Genomic DNA, 22,719 nt, shown 5'->3' with positions numbered 1-22,719 from the left:
CGTCTGAAAGAATGCCTACACTGGCTTATTAAGAATTAGGAGATAAAAAATGGATATGAAAAGACGTGATTTCTTAAAAATGACCGCCGCGCTGGCAGCCGCAGGCGTTTCGCCTTCATTGTTAGCAGCCGGTAAAGAACAATTTACCGTGTACGGCGCACCGGCAATGCCTAGCGTAACCATTGCCGTAGCGGCGTTGCAAGGCAAGCTGGCGAAGCAGGCGGATGTATCGCTGAAAATCTGGCGCTCGCCCGACCAACTGCGCGCGGGCGTGGCGAGCGGACAATTTAAAGTAATGATGAGTCCGAGCAATGTCGGCGTAAACCTGCGTAACCAAGGGCAGAAAGTCGGCATGGTGAATATTTTGACCAACGGCATCACGCAGCTGATGTGCAAAGGCAGCGCGATTACCTCGCCGCAGGATTTGGTCGGCAAAAAAATCCTCGTGCCGTTTAAAAACGACATGCCCGACATCGTGTTGCAAGCCTTGTTGAAAAAACTGAAAATCGACGCACACAAAGTCGGCATCACTTACACCGCCACGCCGCCCGAAGCCGTGGGGCTGTTTTTGAGTAAGGATTACCACGCCGCCATCCTACCCGAACCGATGGCGAGCGCCAGTATGCTCAAAGGCAAAACCATGGGCGTAAACGTCGTGCGCGGCTTTGATTTGGTAAAAGCATGGGGACAGGCGTTTGACACCAAACCGCTGATTCCGATGGCGGGCATCATCGCCAACGAAGAATATTTCCACGCGCACAAGGCGCAGTTTGACATCTTCCATCAAGATTTGAAAAACGCGCTCAACTGGATACTCGCCAACCGCCAAAGCGCGGCGAAAATCGGCAAAAACTACCTCCCCGCCCCCGAGCCCGCCCTAGTCATGGGCTTGGACGGTGCGCGGCTGACGGTAACCAAAGGCAGCGAAGTGAAGAACGAGATTTTGAAGTTTTACGAAATCCTGATGCAGTTCAACCCGAAACTTCTGGGCGGCAAGCTGCCGGATAACGGGTTCTTCTTGGCTTAAAGGGAAAGAGGTCGTTTGAAAAGGGAGAAGTAGTATTGGGGAATCCAATATACCCTTTTCAGACGACCTATCAGATAATAGTTAGAACAGTACACAAAAAGCCGTCATTCCCACGCAGGTGGGAATCCAGTCTTAGATATTGCAGTAATGTTTTAAAATTGCAGCGACGTCAAACCTCTGGATTCCCGCCTGCGCGGGAATGACGGCGGGTAGTAACCGTAGGTTGAGTTGTTAAACCCAACAAAACTGTTGAACTATCTGAAATGTTGGGTCATGACCCAACCTACGCTTGCTGATTTATTATTTTTCAGACGACCTCTTAGGACATTATCAGTAGCGTAATATGCAGTTTTTTAGATAGAAGGAAAAATAATAATGGGAAATTGCTATTTATGTAATGAGGATTTAACACCTGAAAATGATCATGGTGAACATATTTTCCAACAAGCATTAGGAGGAACATTAGTAAAAAAAGGTGTTTTATGCGAAAGCTGTGGAAACCGTTTAGGTAAAGAGATAGATGTACCATTTGTTGAGATTTTTAAAAATTATACATCTAGGTTACCTATAAATTTTGATAGAAAATCGGAAAATAAAAATTTTACTGAAGACGGAGATATATTCATTCCTGAGTTTAATAGATCGTTTAAATTTAAAATTAATAAGAATAATTTTTTACCTGCGGGTGTTGATGCATTTGAACATGGTAATAAATTAATTATCCTTTATCCTAAAGGAATGCCTGAAATAAATCTTGAAGGACTTAAGAAGGCTAAGATGAAAAATTTTGGAATAGAAAATTCTGAGAATGTTATTGTTATTAGGGATTTTAATAGCTATTCTGATAATAACTATGCCATTCCATTTAATTTAGATAATAAAGCATACAAACAAGGTATGGCAAAAATAGCTATTGGGTTTGCTATTGCGCACGGTGTTAAACGTGAAGAATTGGAATATGTTCTGGATATTGAGCATCATCATATAAATCAAAAAATACCATTACTACTTTATATGCCATGGGATTTTATAAATGGTGCTATTGAGGAAGTACGTTTTTCTAGTGATGATTTGCGGTATTTATGTCATCAAATAAAATTATTTAATATAGGAAAAAGATTGTTTTGTTATATTGAGATATTTGGGACTTTTCAATGCTATATACTTCTTAGTGAGAGCTATAAAGGACAAGATATTAATAGCTCATATATGCAACCAATATTTAAATTAAAGAGAGAAGAGTTACCATCTTTACCTAGACATAAAGATCTTTTACTTTATAGGCACTTACTATCAGAGAATGACGAATTAGATTACACAGAAAGTACGTTAAATAAAATTAATACTGCAATTAGAAAACAACCTAACGAAGTAGATTTTGATAAATATTATTCTGACTTAATTAATGCAATCACTATAAGTTTGACATTATTCGGTAATAAACAAAGTAAAGACTTAATTCAGTATAAAGGTTTAAAATCATTCTATGAGAAAAATGCTAAATTAATAAATAATTCCGAAGTTGAAATATGGCATAAATTATATATGCTAAGCTTAAATCCTAAAGAAATAAAAAAAGATTGTTATTGGGAAGATTTATGTTATCTCCAAAATAAAAACGAAGATATTATTCGCAAATACAATTATAGGAAAATAGAAAAATTAGAAAATATGATAAAGATAATTCGAGATAATAAAGAGTATTTTCAAGTTTGGGATATAGAATATAAATAAGTATCTATAAATTCAGTTAGCTACATGCGTAACCTAACCACCATTTTTTCAGACGACTTACCGTTCCCAGACCATCCCCATCAACCAACACCCAAACCATGATTAAAACCGACAAAATCCGCAAACCGCAGCCTGCGGTGTTTTACATCATCGACTACCTTTGGAGCGGCTTTGCCGGTCTGAGTGTGGCGATGGTGGTGGTGGCGTTGTGGGCGTGGGGCAGTGCCGTGTTCGGTGAGTTTATGCTGCCTGCGCCGGTGGAGGTGTTTCGAAAATCTTTGGATTTATTGCAACATTTTCAGGAAAACGACATCGGGATTTCGCTGTGGCGGTCGGTGGTGGGCATTTCGGTTGCTTTGGTAGCAGGACTGGCGGCGGGGCTGGTGGCGGGCAGTTTTAAGACGGCGATGGCGTTGCTCAAGCCTGTGATTACGATTTTGTTGGCGATGCCGCCGATTATTTGGGTGGTGATGGCGTTGTTTTGGTTCGGTTTCGGCAATCCGAGCGTGTTGTTTACCATCATTGTGTTGGTTGCGCCGCTGACGTTTGCGAGTGCGGCGGTCGGGATGGCGAGCGTGAACAAGCAGCATGAGGAATTGTTTGACGCTTATAAATTAGGCCGTCTGAAAAAAATCCGTTATCTGTATATCCCGCATCTGACGGGCTATGTGATTTCCAGCATCGGCGTGGCGGTGGCGATGGGGGTGAAGGTGGTGATTATGGCGGAACTCTTGGGCGCGAGCGAAGGCGTGGGCGCGCGGATTGCAGACGCGAGGGCGATGCTGGAGACTTCGACGGTGATGGCTTATGTGGTGCTGGTTATCGTGTTTGTATCGCTGTTTGAATACCTGATTACCAAGCCTTTGGAAATTTTGTTTATGCCGTGGAGGAGATGATGCTCTGTCTTGAAAACGTGCGTTTTGAAATTCTCCGCGACCCCATCGTACGCGATTTCAGTTTGAACCTGCAACAGGGCGAAGTGAAGGCCTTGTTCGGGCCGAGCGGCTGCGGCAAGACGACGGTTTTGCGGCTGATTGCGGGCTTGGAAACGCCGAAATCGGGCACGATACGCAATACTTTTCGTAAAACGGGTTTTCTGTTTCAGGAAAACCGCCTGCCTGAAAACCTGACCGCGATGCAGAATATCGCGATTTTTATGGACAAACCCGATGAAGGCGAAATCATCGAGCTGGCGGCGAAAGTCGGGCTGACTGCGGGCGATTTGAACAAATATCCGACCGAGTTGTCCGGCGGCATGGCGAAACGGGTAGCGTTTTTGCGCCTGCTGCTGTGCGGCTGTGACCTTGCTTTGCTGGATGAGCCGTTTGTCGGTTTGGACCGCGATTTGCGCGATATTTTAGTCGCCATGCTGGTGGAAAAAATCGAGCGGCAGGGCATGGCGTGTATGCTGGTAACGCACGACCGCTTCGAAGCCGCACGCCTGAGCCATGAAATCATGCTGCTTTCCACTAAGGGCATGAACGTGCAAAACGTGATTACCCTGCCTACGCCGCTGTCCGAACGCGATTCGGCTTTTGAAGAAGCCGTGGTGGCAAGAGAGTTTCAGGGGATTCATTATTATGAGTGATAGGAATTTAAATTTCTGACAAACCTTGCGGTTCGTTGCCCTCTCCCTAACCCTCTCCCACGGGGAAAGGGGATCAGGTTTCTCAAAATCAGAGAGCCGTAGAATTGGGAATCAGATGTCAGGTAAACCTGAAAATGTTCAGGCTCGACAGCCCAATTCCCTCTCCCCGTGGGAGATGGCTAGGGAGAGGGTAAGCAAGCCGCAGGCTTGCCTCTTTAGCGAAAGATACGAATCTGTTATCCGAACGCGATTCGGTTTTTGAAAAAGCCGTGGTGCCAAGGGGGCAGGGGATTCATTATGAGGTGCTTTATGTTTTCGACTGTGATTACTGCTGCTGTTTTATATATTGCTACAGCAGTAGATTTGTTGGTAATACTATTAATATTTTTTGCTAGAGCAAATACTAGAAAAGAATATCGAGATATTTATATCGGACAATATTTAGGTTCTGTAATTTTAATATTAGTTAGTTTATTTCTAGCTTTTGTTTTGCATTATGTTCCGGAAAAATGGGTGTTGGGTTTATTAGGTTTAATACCAATTTACTTAGGTATTAAAGTTGCTATTTACGACGATTGTGAGGGCGAAAAAAGAGCTAAAAAAGAATTGGATGAAAAAGGGTTGTCAAAATTAGTCGGTATTGTTGCTTTGGTTACAGTTGCTAGCTGTGGTGCAGATAATATTGGACTTTTTGTTCCTTACTTTGTGACTTTAGATCTTGTCGACTTATTAGTTACTCTTCTTGTATTTTTAATATTGATTTTTGTTTTAGTATATACAGCACAAAGATTGGCTAATATTGCAGGTGTTGGTGAAATTGTAGAGAAGTTTAGTCGTTGGATAATGGCTGTTATTTATATTGGTTTAGGATTATTTATTATTATTGAAAATAATACAATTCAAACAATAATATCAATAATATGAATGATACGGGCATTTGAGTATCTGACAAACCTTGCGGTTCGTTGCCCTCTCCCTAAACCTCTCCCACGGGGAGAGGGGATCAGGTTGCTGAAAATCAAAGAACGTAGAATTGAGAATCAGATGTCAGGTAAACCTAAAAATGTTCGGGTTTGGCAGTTTAATCCCCTCTCCCCGTGGGAGAGGGCTAGGGAGAGGGTAAGCAAGCCGAAGGCTTGCCTGTTTGGCAAAAATACAGCCCTGTCCTCCCAATAAATCTATATCCGAAAGCATCTTCATGCAGAATCAAGCCAAACTATGAATAAGTTTTTTACCCACCCCATGCGGCCGTTTTTCGTCGGTGCGGCGGTGCTTGCCATACTCGGCGCGTTGGTGTTTTTCATCGGCCCCGGTGCCGTCATTTTGCACCGCCAAATCTTCTTAGAGCTCATGCTGCCTGCGGCATACGGCGGTTTTCTGACTGCCGCCATGCTTGAATGGACGGGCTATCAAGGCCGTCTGAAACCTGTCGCTACTTTGATGGCGGCATTACTGCTCGCCGCATCCGCCATACTGCCCTTTTCGCCGCAAACTGCCTCGTTTTTCGTTGCTGTCTATTGGCTGGTATTGCTGCTGTTCTGCACTTGGCTGATTTGGCTTGATCGCAACACTGATAACTTCGCCCTACTAATGCTGCTCGCCGCATTTACCGTTTTTCAGACGGCCTACGCCGCAACTGGCGATTTGAACTTACTGCGCGCGCAAGTACATCTGAACATAGCAGCTGTCATGTTTGTATCCGTCCGCGTCAGCATTCTTTTGGGCGCGGAAGCCCTTAAAGAATGCCGTCTGAAAGACCCTGTTTTTATTCCAAATATCGTTTATAAAAACATCGCCATTACTTTCCTGCTGCTGCACGCCGCCGCCGAACTTTGGCTGCCCGCACAAACCGCCGGTTTTACCGCGCTTGCCGTCGGATTCATCCTGCTCGCCAAGCTGCGTGAGCTCCACCATCACGAACTCCTGCGCAAACACTACGTCTGCACTTATTACCTGCTCCAGCTTTTTGCCGCCGCAGGCTATCTGTGGACAGGCGTGGAGAAACTGCAAAATCTGCCTTCCTCCGCCCCATTACACTTGATTACCCTCGGCGGTATGATGGGCGGCGTGATGATGGTGTGGCTGACCGCCGGACTGTGGCACAGCGGCTTTACCAAACTCGACTACCCGAAACTCTGCCGCATTGCCATCCCCCTACTCTTTATGGCCGCCATCTCGCGCGCTTTCTTGATGAACGTGAACCCGATATTTTTCATTACCGTTCCTGCGATTCTGACCATCGCCGTGTTCGTACTGTATCTTTTCACGTTTGTACCGATATTTCGGGAAAATGCGTTTACGGATGATCCGGAATGAAACAAAAGGCCGTCTGAAACTTTCAGACGGCCTTTTGTTTTAAATAAATGCTTTATTTGTTGGCGTTCAAATAAAGATTAATCAGGCGTGTAGTGGAGCTGTCGTGTTTTTGCACTTCAGTCTCGCCGGTCAATTCGGCAAGAATGGTTTTGGCCAACTGTTTGCCGAGTTCTACGCCCCATTGGTCAAAGCTGTTGATGCCCCAAATAATGCCTTGCACGAAGGTTTTGTGTTCGTACATGGCAATCAGGCTGCCCATATTGCGCGGGTTGATTTTGTCCATGAGGATGAGGTTGGTCGGGCGGTTGCCGGAGAAGGTTTTGTGCGGAACCAGCTCTTCGATACGCGCTTCGTCCATGCCTTGTGCTTGAAGCTCGGCGCGTACTTCGTCAGGCGTTTTACCTCGCATAAAGGCTTCGGCTTGGGCAAAGACGTTTGCCAACAGGATTTCGTGGTGGCCTTGCAAATTGCTGCGTTTTTCAAGGGATGCAATCAGGTCAATCGGCGTGATGTGCGTACCTTGGTGCAGCAGTTGGAAGAAGGCATGCTGGCCGTTGATACCGGTTTCGCCCCAAATAATCGGGGAAGTTTCGTAACCGACCGGTTTACCGTCAAGGGTAACTTGTTTGCCGTTACTCTCCATGTCGAGCTGCTGGATGAATTTGGGCAGGCGGTGGAGATGTTGGTCGTAAGGAGCGATAACGTGGCTGCCGCCGCCGTAGTAGTTGATGTACCAAACACCGATAAGGGCAAGGATAACCGGCAGGTTGCGCTCCAGCGGCGTGTTGATGAAGTGTTGGTCCATCAGGTGTGCGCCGTTGAGCATTTCGATGAAGTTTTCTTCGCCGAGATACAGCATAATCGGTAGGCCGATGGCCGACCAGAGGCTGTATCGTCCGCCGACCCAGTCCCAAAATTCAAACATATTGGCGGTATCGATACCGAATTCGGCAACGGCTTTTTGGTTGGTCGATACGGCAACGAAGTGTTTGGCCACGGCGCTTTCATCGCCTGCATGATCCAAGAACCATTTACGTGCGGTCAGGGCGTTGGTCAGGGTTTCTTGGGTGGTAAAGGTTTTGGAGGCGATGATGAAGAGGGTGGTCTCGGGGTGGACTTTGGACAATACGTCGCGCAGTTGGGAGCCGTCCACATTGGAGACGAAGTGCATGTTCAAACGCGGATGGCCGAAAGGCTTGAGCGCGGTACACATCATCAGAGGGCCGAGGTCAGAGCCGCCGATACCGATATTGACGACGTCGGTAATGACTTGATTGGTATAGCCCAACCAGCTACCGCTGCGGACTTCATGCGCGAACTCGCCCATGCGTTGCAGGACATGGTTAACCTTAGGCATGACATCTTCGCCATCCACGACGATAGGGGCGTTGGTACGGTTGCGCAGGGCAACGTGGAGTACGGCGCGGTTTTCTGTCGTATTGATTTTTTCGCCGTGGAACATTTGCTGCATCCGCTCCGGTACGCCTGCTTCACGCGCCAGCTCGAACAACAGTGCCATGGTTTCGTCGTTGATACGGTTTTTAGAATAATCCAAAGTCAGGCCGCCAACCTGCAGCCAGTAGCGCTCGGCACGTTCGGGATCTTGCTCGAACATTTCACGCATGTGTTGTTCTTTGGTTTCGTCAAAATGTATCCATAATTTTGACCAAGCTGGTAAATCGTGAAGGTGTTTCATCGGATGCTCTCCTGGATAGTGGACAGTTTTGTTGAGAAAACGGCCGTGAGGTCGTCTGAAACGGGAACGGGGTGGTTTCCGTTTTTTGAGGTTTCAGACGGCCTTGATGTGGGTTGGAGCCGTCTGAAGATATCAGTGAAGAATCAATCTTTATCGTATTCGATGTGTTTGTTATGTATGCTTTTTTTACTTTTTTGCAGTTGCGTGCTGGCAGTATCGCCCAAGCGCAAGGCCAAGCCGATAGCAAGAATGTCGATAACGGCCAACTGCAGAAGGCGGGACACCATAGGCGTATAAAGCTCGGCATTTTCCTGAGTGGCAATGCTCAATACACAGTCGGCCATTTGAGCCAACGGCGAATCATTGCGGGTCAGCGCGATAACGGCTGCGCCGTTTTCTTTGGCGATACTGGCCGCGTCCAACAATTCGATAGATGAGCCGGTATTAGAAATCGCCACCAACACATCCTGCTCGGTCAACACGGAAGCTGCCATCAACTGGGTATGCGTATCGACATAGGCAACGGTGGACATACCGAAGCGGAAGAATTTGTGTTGCGCATCTTGGGCAACGATGCCGGAGTTGCCGACTCCATAAAACTCAACGCGTCGCGCGTGCATCAGAATGGCAATCGCGTTTTCCAGCTCGGATTCTTTCAGAAAGCGGCGCTCGCCCAAGAGGGAGGCTGCGGCGTTGCCCAACACTTTTTCGACCACGCTGCCCATGTTGTCATCGGCGTTTAATTCTTCATGAACGTAAGGCATACCTTCATGACCGATACTGGCAGACAAAGCGAGTTTGAACTCAGGCAAGCCTTTGTAACCCAAGCTGCGGCAGAAACGGATTACAGTCGGCTGACTGACGGATGCACGCTCGGCGATTTCGGCCACAGCGGCATGAACGAACCATTTCGGCTCGGCCAACGCAGATTCGGCAACTTTGCGTTCTGCGCCGGAGAGATTGGACAATGATTCGCTGATTTTGCTTAACATATACTCTACCCTTTGATTTTTTGACGTTCAGGACAAGGGTTTTTTCCACCCCCTGCCCTGCACCGCCGTTTGTGTGTTTAAACGTTATTTAAATGATTGTCTAATGCGACCGCCGCGCCGACGATGCCCGGAAACTCGCTCAATACGACATACACGGGAATAGCGGCAAGATAAGCCTCAAAGCGGCCTTTATTTTCAAAGCGGCTGCGGAACGGGGACGTTTTAAAGTAATCCAACACGCGCGGGATAATGCCGCCGCACAAATACACGCCGCCGCGCGCACCCAATGACAAAGCCAAATTGGAAGCAACCGTACCCAGCATGGCGCAGAAAATATCCAAAGTCTGACGGCAAATCGGCGATGTTCCGCTCAATGCCTTATCGGTGATTTCCGAAGGTTTCAGACGGCATTGTTTGATGTTGTCGCGTTTGGCCAATGCTTCGTAAATCAGGCTCAAACCTGCGCCGCTCAAGAAACGCTCGGCAGAAACATGGCCGTATTTGTTTTTAGCGTATTGCCAAATCAACACTTCCATATCGTCAAACGGCGGGAAGCTGGTATGGCCGCCCTCGCCTGCCAATGCCACCCAGCCGGCAGCGCTGTGCACCAAACCGCTGACACCCAAACCGGTACCCGGGCCGATAACGGCTTTAGGTGCAAATTCGATGGGCTTTTGACCGCCGATTTGTACCAAGTCATTCTTTTCAGTTTTGGTCACTGCCAAAGCTTGGGCGGTAAAATCGTTCAACAGAATCAACGTTTCAAAACCCAAAGCCTGACGGGTGGTCTCGATGGAAAACGCCCAGTGGTGGTTGGTCATCTGCACCCAGTCGCCCAAAATCGGATTGGCAATCGCAAAGGCGGCGTGCAAAACTTTCGGGCTGCCTGCGCGTTCCAAATAAGTTTTGACGGCATCAACGACGGTATCGTAATCTTTACAAGGTAAAACTTCAGCCTTCTCAATCACTTGCGGTGCAGTTTCAAGCGCAAAACGGGCATTCGTACCGCCGATATCGGCGACCAGGCGGGGATAAGCTTCAGTGTGCATAGTAGACATGGCAGTTAATTCCTTGGTGATTGAGAATCAGGCTGGTCGGATATTCGGTATCAGCCCTTGTGGCAGCTTTATCAAATACTGCTTTTTTCTCTGCGCCTTGAATGGCCAAAAATACATTCGGCGTCTTGGCAATCGCACCCAAAGTCATGCTCACACGCTCATGCGGCGCGGTAACCGGCGTAGTATGAATCAATGTCGGGTCATCAGCTTCATTGATTGCGGCCTGTAATTGAGGCGCTTGAGGGAACAACGACGCTGTATGCCCGTCTCCTCCCATGCCCAACACCAGCACGTCAGGTTGCTTGTAATGTTTCAATGCATAAGCAACGACAACTTCAGGTTGTAATTCAGTTTCAGACTTTCCGTCTTCAACAACAGGAATCCATGTGGCAACGGCCGCGTTATTTTTGAGCAGATATTCACGTACCAAGCCTGTATTGCTGTCGGCATGCGTGGTCGGGACAATACGCTCGTCCACCAAAGTAATGCCGACATTTTGCCAATTTAAATCTTTTTGCGACAAAGCCTCGAAAAACGCAATCGGCGAACGACCGCCGGAAACAGCCAAAACCGCATGGCCTTTCTCATTCAACGCGGTTTGTAATGCAGCGGCAACGGCATCAGCGAGAGCCTGCGCGGCAGTTGCAGCGTTTTCTTGTTCGTGCCAAACAAACATGTTTCGTCCTTTCATGGTTTCAGACGGCCTTTTGTTGGAAAACAAGGCCGTCTGAAAGAAATATTATTGCTCTTCGTGCCACTTGTTGCCGTCACGCGCCAACAGCGCGCGCGCAGCTTCAGGACCCCAAGAATGGGCTTCGTAAGCATGCGGAGGCGTTGTATTGTTCGCCCAGTTTTCCAGGATAGGCATCACATATTCCCAAGCGGCTTCGAGTTCGTCGCGGCGGTTGAACAAAGCGAGTTTGCCGTTAATCACATCCAGCAGCAGGCGCTCATAAGCCTCAGCGCGGCGGCCCTCTACTGCTGTGCCCAAGTCCACGCCAATCGGTGTCACTTCGACTTTGTTGCCTGCACCCGGGGTTTTTACTTGAGTGTAAAGGCGGACGGATTCGGTCGGTTGTAGTTCAATAACCAAACGATTCGGCGCAGGTTGGCTGTTGTCAAAAATATGGTTTTGCAGCGGATGGAAGTTCAACACGATTTCCGCCACTTTTCCTGCCATGCGTTTGCCGGTACGTAGGTAGAAAGGTACGCCTTTCCAACGCTCGTTTTCAATTTCGGCTTTGATGGCAACATAGGTTTCAGTGAAGCTGTCTTTCGGTACATCGACTTCTTCCAGATAGCCGTTCATGCCGTTTGCTGCAACATATTGGCCGCGAATAACATTTTCGTTGACGGATTCGATGGTCAGCGGTTTCAGCGATTTAATGACTTTTACTTTCTCGTCGCGTACGGCATCCGCATCCAAGCTCGCCGGTGCTTCCATGGCAGTCATACAAAGCATTTGCATCAAGTGGTTTTGCACCATATCGCGCAACGCGCCGGTAATGTCGTAAAACTCGCCGCGTTCTTCCACGCCCAACTGCTCGGCGATGGTCAGCTGTACACTTTCAATATATTTGTTGTTCCACAAAGGCTCGAACATCACATTGGCAAAACGCAAGGCCAGCAGGTTTTGCAGGCTTTCTTTACCTAAATAATGGTCGATACGGTAGATCTGCTCTTCTTTGAAATAACGGGCCACATCTGTATTGATTTGCTGGGAAGAAGCCAAGTCCGTACCCAACGGTTTTTCCAAAACTACGCGCACGTTATCGGCATTCAAACCGATTTCGGCAAGGTTTTCACAGGCTTGCGCAAAGAATTTCGGCGCAGTTGAGAGGTAGATCACGACATTCTCAGTATTCTTGCGCGCTTTTACCAAGTCGCCCAAAGCAATGAAGTCGTCTTTCTTTGTCACATCGACTTTCAAATACTCAAGACGTTGGATAAACGATGCCCACGCTTCTTCTGAGAAGTTTTGTTTGACATGGATTTTAGAATTCGTTTCCACTTTAGCCAAAAAGCCGGCGGTATCCAATTCGCTACGGCTTACGCCCAAAATACGACCTTCGGGATGAAGCAAACCGGCTACATGCGCCTGATACAGGCAAGGCAAAAGTTTACGCATTGCCAAATCGCCGGTCGCGCCAAACAACACCAAATCAAAATTTGTCTGTGTACTCATTGTTTCATCTCTCGTTGAGGAAGCTTGCTTCAAAACTTTTGGACTGTCGTCATCTATAAAAATCGATTAGAATCAAAAGCCTTTAAGCAATAAGCAGTAAAAAACCAATCGCCTGCACCAAAATTTCAAACAAGCGGGCTAATGAGTAGTAATACTACACATGGCTACACATTTTGTCTATTCTCATTTTTACAAATTGTTTGATTTAACATAAAAGTTTGATGACTTTTGCAGCCTGCCATTTTACGAATTGACCATACCTCGATTTAAATCAAATTTCTTCCACTTAGTAAATTATTTTGTAACAAAATTACAGATTTTGTACTATAATATGCGGACGCTTCGAAGAGAAAATCTTCAAATATTCAGACGGCCCATATTATTCATTCCCACAGCTCAAGGCCGTCTGAAGAAAACACCCAATACAAAAATCAGAAACGCGCAAACAAAATCCCTATCATATCGTTTAGCCAGGAGACAGCCCATGAACCCCACTCCGATTCACCCTAAACTCGCCGAGATTACCGAGCGCATCATCGAGCGCAGCCGCCCGACGCGTGAAAAATATCTGGCGAAAATCCGTAGTGCCAAACAGATGGGACGCTTAGAGCGCAACCAACTCGGCTGCAGCAATCTGGCTCACGGCTATGCCGCCATGCCTAAAAGCATCAAAATCGAAATGCTTCAGGAAACCGTCCCCAACTTAGGCATCATCACTGCCTACAACGACATGGTTTCCGCACACCAGCCGTTTAAAGACTTCCCTGACCAAATCAAAGACGAAGCACAGAAAAACGGCGCAACCGCCCAAGTCGCCGGCGGCACACCCGCCATGTGCGACGGCATCACGCAAGGTTATGCCGGTATGGAATTGTCGCTGTTCTCCCGCGACGTGATTGCCATGAGTACCGCTATCGGTCTGTCGCATCAAATGTTTGACGGCAGCCTGTTTATGGGCGTGTGCGACAAAATTGTTCCCGGCCTGATGATCGGTGCGTTGTCTTTCGGCCATATTCCAGGCATCTTCGTCCCCGCAGGCCCGATGTCCAGCGGTATCGGCAATAAAGAAAAAGCCCGTACCCGCCAGCTTTTCGCCGAAGGCAAAGTTGGCCGCGATGCCTTGCTTGAAAGCGAAATGGGCTCTTACCACAGCCCGGGTACTTGTACCTTCTACGGTACTGCCAACTCCAACCAAATGATGATGGAAATGATGGGCGTACACCTGCCTGCCGCCGCCTTCGTCCATCCTTATACCGACCTGCGCGAAGCCCTAACCCGCTACGCTGCCGGACACCTCGCACGCGGCATCAAAAACGGCACCATCAAACCATTGGGCGAAATGTTGACCGAAAAATCCTTCATCAACGCCCTGATCGGCCTGATGGCAACCGGCGGCTCGACCAACCACACCATGCACCTCGTTGCCATGGCACGTGCCGCAGGCGTGATTTTGAACTGGGACGACTTCGACGAAATTTCCTCCATCATCCCATTGCTGATCCGCGTGTACCCCAACGGCAAAGCCGACGTGAACCACTTTACCGCAGCAGGCGGCCTGCCTTTCGTTATCCGCGAATTGCTGGACGCAGGCTTATTGCACGACGATGTCGATACCGTCGTCGGACACGGTATGCGCCACTACACCAAAGAGCCTTTCCTCATCGACGGCAAACTCGAATGGCGCGAAGCCCCCGAAACCAGCGGCAACGATGACATCCTGCGCAAAGCCGACAATCCGTTCTCCCCAGACGGTGGTTTGCGCCTGATGAAAGGCAACATCGGTCGCGGCGTGATTAAAGTATCTGCCGTGCGCGAAGGTTGCCGCATCATTGAAGCGCCCGCCATCGTATTCAACGACCAACGCGAAGTGTTGGCTGCGTTTGAACGCGGCGAGTTGGAACGCGATTTCGTCTGCGTTGTCCGCTACCAAGGCCCGCGTGCCAACGGTATGCCCGAATTGCACAAACTGACCCCGCCTTTGGGCATCCTGCAAGACCGCGGTTTTAAAGTGGCGCTGCTGACTGACGGCCGTATGTCCGGTGCATCCGGCAAAGTGCCTGCATCCATCCACATGACGCCTGAAGCCCTGATGGGCGGCAATATCGCCAAAATCCGTACCGGCGACCTGATCCGCTTCGACTCCGTTACCGGCGAACTCAACGTCCTGATTAACGAAGCCGAATGGAATGCCCGCGAAGTCGAACGCATCGATTTGAGCGCTAACCAACAAGGTTGCGGCCGCGAACTTTTCGCCAACTTCCGCAGCATGACCAGTAGCGCAGAAACCGGTGCTATGAGCTTCGGCGGCGAATTTGCCTAAACCATTTTCAGACGGCCTTTTAAAACAATCAGGCCGTCTGAAACCATGTTAACAACCCTATTACGATACAGTCCCCAACGGAGACCTAAAATGTCCAAACTGACCCCTCGTGAAATTCTGACAGCCGGCGCAGTTGTGCCTGTGATGGCGATTGACGACTTGAGCACCGCCGTCGATTTGTCCCACGCCCTTGTCGAAGGCGGCATCCCCACCCTCGAAATCACCCTGCGCACCCCCGTCGGCCTCGACGCCATCCGCCTGATTGCCAAAGAAGTGCCTAACGCCATCGTCGGCGCGGGTACGGTAACCAATCCCGAACAGCTCAAAGCCGTCGAAGACGCAGGCGCAGTTTTCGCCATCAGCCCTGGTTTGCACGAATCCCTCGCCAAAGCCAGCCACAACAGCGGCATCCCCCTGATTCCCGGCGTTGCCACTCCGGGCGAAGTCCAACTGGCTTTGGAACACGGTATCGACACCCTCAAACTCTTCCCTGCCGAAGTCGTTGGCGGCAAAGCCATGCTCAAAGCACTCTATGGCCCTTATGCCGACGTTCGCTTCTGCCCGACCGGCGGCATCAGCCTGGTAACTGCACCCGAGTACTTAGCGCTGCCTAATGTCTTGTGCGTCGGCGGCTCATGGCTGACTCCGAAAGAAGCCATCAAAAACAAAGACTGGGATACCATCACCCGTCTGGCTCGCGAAGCTGCCGCTTTGAAACCAAAAGCCTAATCAGGTTATTAAGTTAAAAGAGAAAAGGCCGTCTGAATATGATTTCAGACGGCCTTTTTATATCAATTAAGCCAACACTTTCCGTGCCGCTTCCACACCCCAATACAAAGCCTCTTCAAATACCGAATAGCTGCTTAAATCACTGTGTGCAAACAACAATCCGCCATTTCGGTTTCTGATTTTTAATAAAGCCTCATCGCTTAAATAGCCGGGCTTCGGCACGCTCATACCATGCCCGCGAACGGTAATATCAACATGGGAAACGTGCCGCCAAAAGCCTTCGCCGTAAGCGGTAAGCAGATCTTGGGCGGCAAGCTGGAGCAGCTCTTCGTCGCTTGCTTCAAGCAGCTGGCGGCGGACGACTTGTGGCGCATCGTGATTGAGCGCGGCGTAGGCGGTAAAAATCGTGCGTTCAGGACGGGCAACCCGGATAAACTGGTTGGTCGCAACAACATAGCCCAGCCCTTGGCTGCCGTAAACCACATTGTCCCACGCAAGTTCGCTGTTGTTTTTTTCTTTCGGGAAACTGTGCAGTTCAAAATTAGAAACCAGCCATGGCGCGTATTCTGGGATGTCCAGACCAAATTGTTCGGGAAATTCAATAATGCAGGCGGCAACCATCAGCGGCATGGCGGAGATAACGTGTTGCGCAGTGACGGCAACGGTTTCCCCTTTTGCATTATCACGCAGCCACACTTCAATCCGGCCGTCTGAAAGCGGTTTGATTTTGACGGCGGAAGCATTAATTGAAGCAGGCTTCTCCAAACGGATACGGTTTTCAGACGGCCATTGCCAGCCTTCCTGCAAACCGGCATGACGGCGTAGGTTTTCAGAAAGATGCGCCAAACCTTCGGGCCAAGTGAGGACGGTTTCCGCGCTGTTGCGGGCGGCAAAATAATGCAGTCCGGCAAAGGCGGATACTTGCGCTATGCCCTGTCCGTAATCGTCGCGGCAACAATAATCGAGATACCATAAAAGCTCGGGCGAGGTGTAGCCCTCTTGCTCAAGCCATTGTTTGAACGTCAAATCATCAAGTTTGCGCCATGTTTTATCTGCCGATGACAGCACAATCGGAATGGCAAAAATTTTCTTACCGTCATTGCCGTAAGCCTGTTTCAGACGGCCTATCAAATCAAAAAACCGTTTGGAATCCGCATCTTCTTTCGGCAATAAATGTTCCACCCATTTATCCTGATATAAGAGGCGCGACTCGGGCGCATAGACCAAATCTGTTTCCCTAAAGCTGCCGTCCGACTGCAAAATACCGAAATCCGCCAACATCTCGCGCACATACACGCTTTCTTTCGACGGCAAAGCCAAATAATGCGCGCCACTCGGCGCTTTCAGGCCGTCTGAAGACGTATAGGCAGCATTGTTGCCATTGCGTTCAAACCCTTCTGCCAACAATACATCGCAGTGATTATGCTTCGCCAAATACCACAACGCCCCCAAACCCGCCACACCGCCGCCAAGTATCAACGTATTGCATTCATAACGACGGGTCGGCTGATTGAGCAATTCCCCGTCACGCAACAAATGCCCCAACGGCAAGCCGACACGGTTAATAGAAACCGGCGGTTTATGGTTGAGGTATTTGTAAGTCTGCCAAGAAAAAGCAGAAGCAGCGCCAAGCGCGGCGGTATAGCTGAGAAATTGACGGCGGGTTAGCATAATAAATTATTGCTTTTCAGTATTTTTTAGGAAAGCAAGTCATACACCCTTTTCTCTGTAAGATACCCATTATTTCCAAATGCCTTCATGTTATAGAACCGATAACACTTACTTAACCAGCAATAAATTAACATCTCCTGAAATATCAAATGGCGTATGCTTGGCGTTGAACTTTTGCCCCTCTTGCCAATATTGATAAAACTAAAATAAAGTCAAATCACTGCCTCTATTTACAACCGTCCAATCCACCTGTTCCGCCGCCAATTCCCTGCACAAGATTTCCTTCACTTTTTCCAATTTCATACCGCCGCAAATAAATGCGTCTATAGCAGCAAAACGGTGTTCCGGCCAAGTATGGATACTGATATGGGACTCGGCGAGCAGCAAAACGCCGGTTACGCCGCCTGCGCCGCCGAAGGTGTGGAAATGTTCGGTTAATATAGTCGCTTCTGTTGCCTGTGCGGCTGCTACCAAAGCGGTTTTCAGACGGCCTTCATCTTTTAAGATGGCTTCATCGCAGCCATATAAGTCCAATAGGCCATGGTTACCGGGGGCATGGGTCATTTATGGCCTCCGGAATAGCCGCTTGAATAACCGCCGTAGCTTCCTCCTGAATGAACTCGGCTACTGTCATCATCCAAATCTGCATAATTCATCATCGTAACAAAAACAATCAAAGCCATTGCACAAATAACATATCCCACTCGGGAAATACTCTGTTCGCCATTTTCATCTCTCTTCCGTCCAACTATAAAAAGAGCATAGACACCCCAACCGATAAGAAATATATCGAACAGTGCATCGAAGCCATTCATAAACAATGACGGAATATTGACGATAACCAAAATAGCAATCATCAGAAGTCGTAATTTTTCATCGATATCATCCGCACTCATTTTCACGGTATAAGATGATATTTTATTGGTCAGATTAAACGCATCTGCAATTTCCCGATAAGCAATTGGGGCACTTCTAGTCCATGCCATTTCGTGACTGTTTAGTTCGGAGCCAATCTTACGGCTTTGTCCATCTCGGTAATCGCTGTAATAGTTCAAATCACCGCTTCGGACACGCCAATAAAACGCTCCGCTGGCAACCCTGACCCGTCCGCCATAGTCATAAAGTTTGCCATAGCCTTGCGGTTGGCGGTTGCGGTCGAGGCGCGGCCAATCGTTCAAGGTTTCGGAAATATTCCAACCTTCATCAGCTTCAACCAGCCATAAGAAACCCTGAGTTGGGTTGTAAAGCAGATACTCTGTCCACTGCCCTTCTGGTGCCAATGTATGTTTGGCTCCTTTGAACAAGTTATCAAATGTTTCCTGCGCATCTGTTTCTAAATATCTGATTGCGCCGATAACATGAAACTCTTTATTTTTCAGACGGCCTGTCGAGCCGACAGGCAAAGTAAACATCGTATTTTGCGACAAACGCAGATTGTTCGCGGTAATAAGCTCCGCTTTATCCTTGCCGACTGCCAATTCGCTGCCGCAACTTTGACAGTTCAGATGAGAAGTCAGACCGTTTACCCAATGAATGGATGAGCCGCAGTTAGGACAGTTTTCTGAAGTAATACTGCCTTTCAGACGGCCTGCGCTTTCTTTAATTTCATCTTCGTGGCGCGTGTTTTCCAGCTTCAAATCATCTAGGTTTACCATCCGCCCGAAGAAGGCTTCGGGTGTTTTGTTGCTGTAATCGAGCGTGATGAAAAGGTTTTCGCAACGCCAGTCGGAAACCCGATTTTCTGTATCCTCTTTCAAAACAAACGGCAATTCACCCTGCGCGGCGGCGTGTTTCAAACTGATTTTGCGGACATCGGAGGCGATATAGTGCTTATCTTGAAAAGTCAGCTCGCTAAATCCGGCTCGCGTGTCTTCAAATTTCGGCGGATTATCGATTTCGACCGGCATAGTCATCACATACAAATCGCCCGCCTCAGAAAGCCAACCTGCTCTGCTGTCGTCAAATAACGCATACCATTCATTCCACGCACCATCGTCGTATTGCACCTGAAGCCGTCCGACCAAGGTAAAGCGTTGAGCGACAAATGTGCCGCTGGTTCCGATTTGCAGCGGACTAAAATCTTCCAGCAATGCGGAATCGCGGCCGGAGTCGACAACGCCGTTATCTTGCCGCACCAGCATGCTGTTGCAATAGCCGCACACCAGCGTCACGGCAGAAGCAGAATGCGCTTCGACCGGTGCGCCGCAGCTTGGGCAGTCGGTTTTAAAGAAAGGAGTTTGAGACATGGGTTTGCTTTTACAGAATGGGTTGGAATGTTTCAGACGGCCTTAGCGTTTCTATCAACTGGTTTTATCAATGATTTCAGATTAGAAACAAACCAAATCGCCGAACGGACTCAATCAAATGATTCGAAAGGCCGTCTGAAAACTTTTCACAGAAGCAGCTCAACGCTTCTTTGAATGATATTTTTCAGACGGCCTTCAATTGATTAACCAATCAGCTGCTTCAACACTTCAGCCTTGGCCTTATCAAAATCTTCTTGCGAAATCAAACCGCCATCCAGCAAAGACTTGAGTTTCACCAATTTAGCCTGCGGATCTTCGGCAGCCGGCTGAGCATTTTGCTGAGCCTGTTGCGTATTCGGCTGCATCATGCCCGCCATGGCACCCGCCATCGCCTGACCAATACCGGCACCTACGCCCAAACCTGCACCGATTCCAGCAAGTCCGCCTTCATTTTGTGCCGCAAGTGGGATAGATTCGGCGGTTTGATATTGGGTGTAGCGTCCCAAATCGCCGATAACGCCCATTGAAATTTTCTTATCCAACGCAGCCTGAATAGACGCAGGCAAGGTAATGCTTTCAACAGTGAAGTTTTCCAGCGCCAAACCCAGCTTGGCAAATTCCGCTCCGAGCAATTCGCCGATTTTTTGCGACAGCAAAACTTGGTTCGCCGCCATATCCAAGAATGGGATACCGGATCTGCCAAACGCCGCCGCCAATTGGGTGACTGCAATATTGCGCAACTGGTTTTCCAAATCTACGCCGCTGTATTGCGCCGCCACGCCGCTAACTTCTTTGAAAAATTTTGCCGGATCGCTGATACGGTAAGAATACATACCGAACGAACGCAGTTGCACCGCGCCAAACTCGGCATCGCGTACGGTAACTGGTTGGGACGTCCCCCATTTACGTGCGAGCTGTTGTTTGGTATTGAAAAAGTAAACATCCGATTTAAACGGGGATTCAAAAAGCTTGTCCCAGTTTTTCAAGTTGGTCAGTACTGGCAACGTTTGCGTATTGAGCGTGTAACGCCCCGGCCCAAACACGTCGGCGGTTACGCCTTCATCGACAAACATCGCCATCTGCGCCTCACGCACAGTCAGGCTCGCACCGTTTTGGATCTCCTCATCGGCAATCGGAAAACGCCACATCAACAGGCTGTCATCGGGATTCGGCCATTGAATGACGTCGATAAACTGTTTCTTGATAAAGTTGAACATCGCAGTTCCTTATTTGAAGAAGAAGGGATAACTTATAGGCTGTCAGGTCAATTTGCCTGGTTGGTCATATCGCTTATTTTATATAAATAGAATGTCATACGATATTAACATTCAAAATGTCTTTATGCCTGGGAATAGAGTGGGTTGCTCTATCTATTTTTAGTGTTAAACCCACTAGCCCACCCAGAAACATTAACATATCATTAAAATTCATGCAGACTCTGTTTTACACTATTTTTCTGCTTTTACCTGCGCTATATCATAAAAAAGACAAATACAGGTAGAAAATCATTAAACACCATACCAAGCGTTCACTACACCTGTTAATATTTATCAAATCCTAGAAATTCATCATGCTGTATTTTCAAATTATCACATTGGCTTTCATAAAGTAAAAGGAATTTATATGAAAAATTCTGCTCATTTCTGTTTTGCTGTGTTAGTACTCTCTGCTACCGTAAGTACACAGGCTGCCCGCCCTGTTGAATTTACCGTTGGTAGCGAATATTACAACGAGACCTATCGCGAATACGAAAAAGATGGTAGTCGCTTAATGCAGCAAAAAGGCAACTTATGGTCTATTAATGCCGGCGTAAAATACCGTTTCAACGATCGCCATGCGGCAAAATTAGAAGGCCGTTATTCGCGCGGTAAAACAGATTACACGGGAAGCGTACAATATATAACTGAGGATTATATCGACGATTCAGCAAGTTATGGCTCAGCCACACTCAAAAATGCACCACGCCGCGCATACGATATCCGTGCCTTATACGAATATACACTCCCGATTAACGATCGCTTTAGCATTACTGCCGGAGCCGGCTTGGGACACCGCGTTCTGAGAGACTTAAGTAGCCGCATTGATCCAAATGATTATGACCGCAAAAACCGAACCACATATGCGCAAATCAATACCGGAGTAAATATCGCCCTTCCTGCAAACTTTGAGATATCTCCCCGCATTGCCTACAATCGTGCCGTGAAAGGCCGCCAATATTCTTACGAACCCGACCAGGTAGAAACCCGAATGAAACAAGGCGGCGGACAAGGTATTGAGGTTGAAGTGCCTATATCTAAAAAATTCGCGAACGGCTCCAAAATCAGCCTCGCTCCATTCTATCGCGGCTGGAAAGTTAAAGAATCGAACCTTACCGTTACGGAAGAGTATGACTCATATGGATTGGGATCTATAGAACCTAAAAACCACACCCACGAAGCGGGCGTAAGATTGCAATACTCTTTCTAATTTGATGAGTTTAAGTAGTTAAAACGTTTCAGACGGCCTTGTATATAACAGGCCGTCTGAATTTTTTGATGCTTTCAGAATTTCACTATAACGCCAATACCATCAGACATAAGACCTTATCAGTCAAAAAAATCTACCGATAATTTTTCCAGGCAGGAGTCAGGATCAGCACATCTTTTGCTATCCAACCAACCATCAAAATCAAGTCAAGCAAGCAGCGTTCAAAATGCCGATCGAGATGGACACTGCACCAAACAGCGCGCCGACGGCGACATTGTTGCCGATAAGTTCTGGGGTAGCGTCTTTAATCATCATTGTTGCAGCGAAATAGACAAAAATCTGAATCACTGCTGCGGCAAGTCCCCACAGGATAAAATCGATGAAGCTGACGCTGTGGGCAATACTTGAAGCCAGTGTCAGACAGAAACCGACCAACGCGCCGCCAAATGATAAGGCGCAGGCAAGGTTGCCGTTTTTAATCAGGCGCAATTCTTCGGCGGGGGTAATCCGCAGATATACGGCACCAAAAACTACAGTCATGGCGACACCTGCCAACATGTATTGCAGGTAGAGCAGATATTGGGGCAGAGAAATACTCACGATAAGATTCCTTAGTTTGCAATAAAGTGATTATGCCATATTTTTGAAGATAAACCCTTCGGAAAATACGGCATTTTAGAAGCGCTTCAGG

At 48.1% G+C, this 22,719-nt stretch carries 19 protein-coding genes; 9 read left to right on the top strand and 10 right to left on the bottom strand.

What is annotated here, in order from left to right; all coding sequences use genetic code 11:
- The first annotated feature begins 49 nt into the window (after positions 1–49).
- The 6 genes from ACTHSN_RS00585 (at position 50) to ACTHSN_RS00560 (ending at position 6,665) form a co-directional block, all read left to right on the top strand.
- Positions 50–1,027 carry an ABC transporter substrate-binding protein gene (locus ACTHSN_RS00585; RefSeq protein WP_440364999.1) on the top strand — a complete coding sequence of 326 codons (978 nt, stop codon included), beginning with the start codon at positions 50–52 and terminating at the stop codon, positions 1,025–1,027.
- Between the two features lie 375 nt (positions 1,028–1,402).
- On the top strand, positions 1,403–2,761 hold the full coding sequence (locus ACTHSN_RS00580; RefSeq protein WP_440364998.1) for an HNH endonuclease: 1,359 nt from the start codon (positions 1,403–1,405) through the stop codon (positions 2,759–2,761).
- Positions 2,762–2,859: 98 nt separating this feature from the next.
- Positions 2,860–3,657, top strand: a complete 798-nt coding sequence (locus ACTHSN_RS00575) for an ABC transporter permease (protein ID WP_440364997.1) — start codon at positions 2,860–2,862, stop codon at positions 3,655–3,657.
- Positions 3,657–4,349: an ATP-binding cassette domain-containing protein gene (locus tag ACTHSN_RS00570; protein WP_440365026.1), complete on the top strand. Its 693-nt coding sequence runs from the start codon at positions 3,657–3,659 to the stop codon at positions 4,347–4,349. The genes ACTHSN_RS00575 and ACTHSN_RS00570 overlap by 1 nt, the downstream gene beginning before the upstream one ends.
- 309 nt (positions 4,350–4,658) lie before the next feature.
- Complete coding sequence (locus tag ACTHSN_RS00565) at positions 4,659–5,273, top strand: CadD family cadmium resistance transporter (protein ID WP_003678684.1); 615 nt, start codon at positions 4,659–4,661, stop codon at positions 5,271–5,273.
- 294 nt (positions 5,274–5,567) lie between these two features.
- Positions 5,568–6,665 (top strand): NnrS family protein, encoded by a 1,098-nt coding sequence (locus tag ACTHSN_RS00560; RefSeq protein WP_070461369.1) that lies wholly within the window; start codon positions 5,568–5,570, stop codon positions 6,663–6,665.
- 52 nt (positions 6,666–6,717) lie between these two features.
- Here the strand turns inward: ACTHSN_RS00560 and pgi are convergent, their stop codons facing one another.
- The 5 genes from pgi to zwf all read right to left on the bottom strand — a co-directional run bounded on the left by pgi (position 6,718) and on the right by zwf (position 12,596).
- On the bottom strand, positions 6,718–8,361 hold the full coding sequence (gene pgi / locus ACTHSN_RS00555) for a glucose-6-phosphate isomerase (protein WP_070461368.1): 1,644 nt from the start codon (positions 8,359–8,361) through the stop codon (positions 6,718–6,720).
- A 143-nt stretch (positions 8,362–8,504) separates the two neighbouring features.
- The gene (hexR, locus tag ACTHSN_RS00550) at positions 8,505–9,353 is read right to left on the bottom strand and encodes a DNA-binding transcriptional regulator HexR (protein WP_004519348.1); all 849 of its coding nucleotides are present in this window, start codon (positions 9,351–9,353) and stop codon (positions 8,505–8,507) included.
- Between the two features lie 77 nt (positions 9,354–9,430).
- The gene (locus ACTHSN_RS00545; RefSeq protein ID WP_070461367.1) at positions 9,431–10,411 is read right to left on the bottom strand and encodes a glucokinase; all 981 of its coding nucleotides are present in this window, start codon (positions 10,409–10,411) and stop codon (positions 9,431–9,433) included.
- The gene (pgl, locus tag ACTHSN_RS00540) at positions 10,392–11,087 is read right to left on the bottom strand and encodes a 6-phosphogluconolactonase (protein ID WP_070461366.1); all 696 of its coding nucleotides are present in this window, start codon (positions 11,085–11,087) and stop codon (positions 10,392–10,394) included. Before pgl ends, ACTHSN_RS00545 begins: the two co-directional genes overlap by 20 nt.
- Before the next feature lie 63 nt (positions 11,088–11,150).
- On the bottom strand, positions 11,151–12,596 hold the full coding sequence (gene zwf / locus ACTHSN_RS00535; protein WP_070461365.1) for a glucose-6-phosphate dehydrogenase: 1,446 nt from the start codon (positions 12,594–12,596) through the stop codon (positions 11,151–11,153).
- A gap of 484 nt (positions 12,597–13,080) precedes the next feature.
- On the opposite strand from zwf, the gene edd reads away from it, so the two are divergent.
- Both edd and ACTHSN_RS00525 read left to right on the top strand, forming a co-directional pair.
- On the top strand, positions 13,081–14,916 hold the full coding sequence (gene edd, locus ACTHSN_RS00530) for a phosphogluconate dehydratase (RefSeq protein ID WP_070461364.1): 1,836 nt from the start codon (positions 13,081–13,083) through the stop codon (positions 14,914–14,916).
- A gap of 90 nt (positions 14,917–15,006) precedes the next feature.
- Complete coding sequence (locus ACTHSN_RS00525; RefSeq protein ID WP_070461363.1) at positions 15,007–15,645, top strand: bifunctional 4-hydroxy-2-oxoglutarate aldolase/2-dehydro-3-deoxy-phosphogluconate aldolase; 639 nt, start codon at positions 15,007–15,009, stop codon at positions 15,643–15,645.
- Positions 15,646–15,711: 66 nt separating this feature from the next.
- Here the strand turns inward: ACTHSN_RS00525 and ACTHSN_RS00520 are convergent, their stop codons facing one another.
- From ACTHSN_RS00520 to ACTHSN_RS00505, 4 genes are all read right to left on the bottom strand, one after another.
- Entirely contained in the window at positions 15,712–17,316 is a 1,605-nt protein-coding gene (locus tag ACTHSN_RS00520; protein ID WP_070461362.1) for an NAD(P)-binding protein, read from the bottom strand.
- 201 nt (positions 17,317–17,517) lie between these two features.
- On the bottom strand, positions 17,518–17,880 hold the full coding sequence (speD, locus tag ACTHSN_RS00515; protein WP_070461361.1) for an adenosylmethionine decarboxylase: 363 nt from the start codon (positions 17,878–17,880) through the stop codon (positions 17,518–17,520).
- Positions 17,877–19,562 (bottom strand): DUF4178 domain-containing protein, encoded by a 1,686-nt coding sequence (locus ACTHSN_RS00510; protein WP_070461360.1) that lies wholly within the window; start codon positions 19,560–19,562, stop codon positions 17,877–17,879. The genes speD and ACTHSN_RS00510 overlap by 4 nt, the downstream gene beginning before the upstream one ends.
- 203 nt (positions 19,563–19,765) lie before the next feature.
- Positions 19,766–20,779: an SPFH domain-containing protein gene (locus ACTHSN_RS00505; RefSeq protein WP_070461359.1), complete on the bottom strand. Its 1,014-nt coding sequence runs from the start codon at positions 20,777–20,779 to the stop codon at positions 19,766–19,768.
- 406 nt (positions 20,780–21,185) lie between these two features.
- Between ACTHSN_RS00505 and ACTHSN_RS00500 the strand changes: the two genes are divergently transcribed.
- Positions 21,186–22,028, top strand: a complete 843-nt coding sequence (locus ACTHSN_RS00500; protein ID WP_003745718.1) for an outer membrane beta-barrel protein — start codon at positions 21,186–21,188, stop codon at positions 22,026–22,028.
- Between the two features lie 201 nt (positions 22,029–22,229).
- On the opposite strand, the gene ACTHSN_RS00495 is transcribed toward ACTHSN_RS00500, so the two are convergent.
- The gene (locus ACTHSN_RS00495; protein WP_199901827.1) at positions 22,230–22,628 is read right to left on the bottom strand and encodes a DUF350 domain-containing protein; all 399 of its coding nucleotides are present in this window, start codon (positions 22,626–22,628) and stop codon (positions 22,230–22,232) included.
- Positions 22,629–22,719 lie beyond the last annotated feature (91 nt).

It is taken from the genome of Neisseria sp. P0009.S010 (assembly GCF_051958545.1).
In the GTDB taxonomy this organism is placed as follows: domain Bacteria; phylum Pseudomonadota; class Gammaproteobacteria; order Burkholderiales; family Neisseriaceae; genus Neisseria; species Neisseria subflava_A.
Note: the sequence above shows the minus strand (reverse complement) of the source record. Positions and strands in the feature narration are given on the sequence as shown.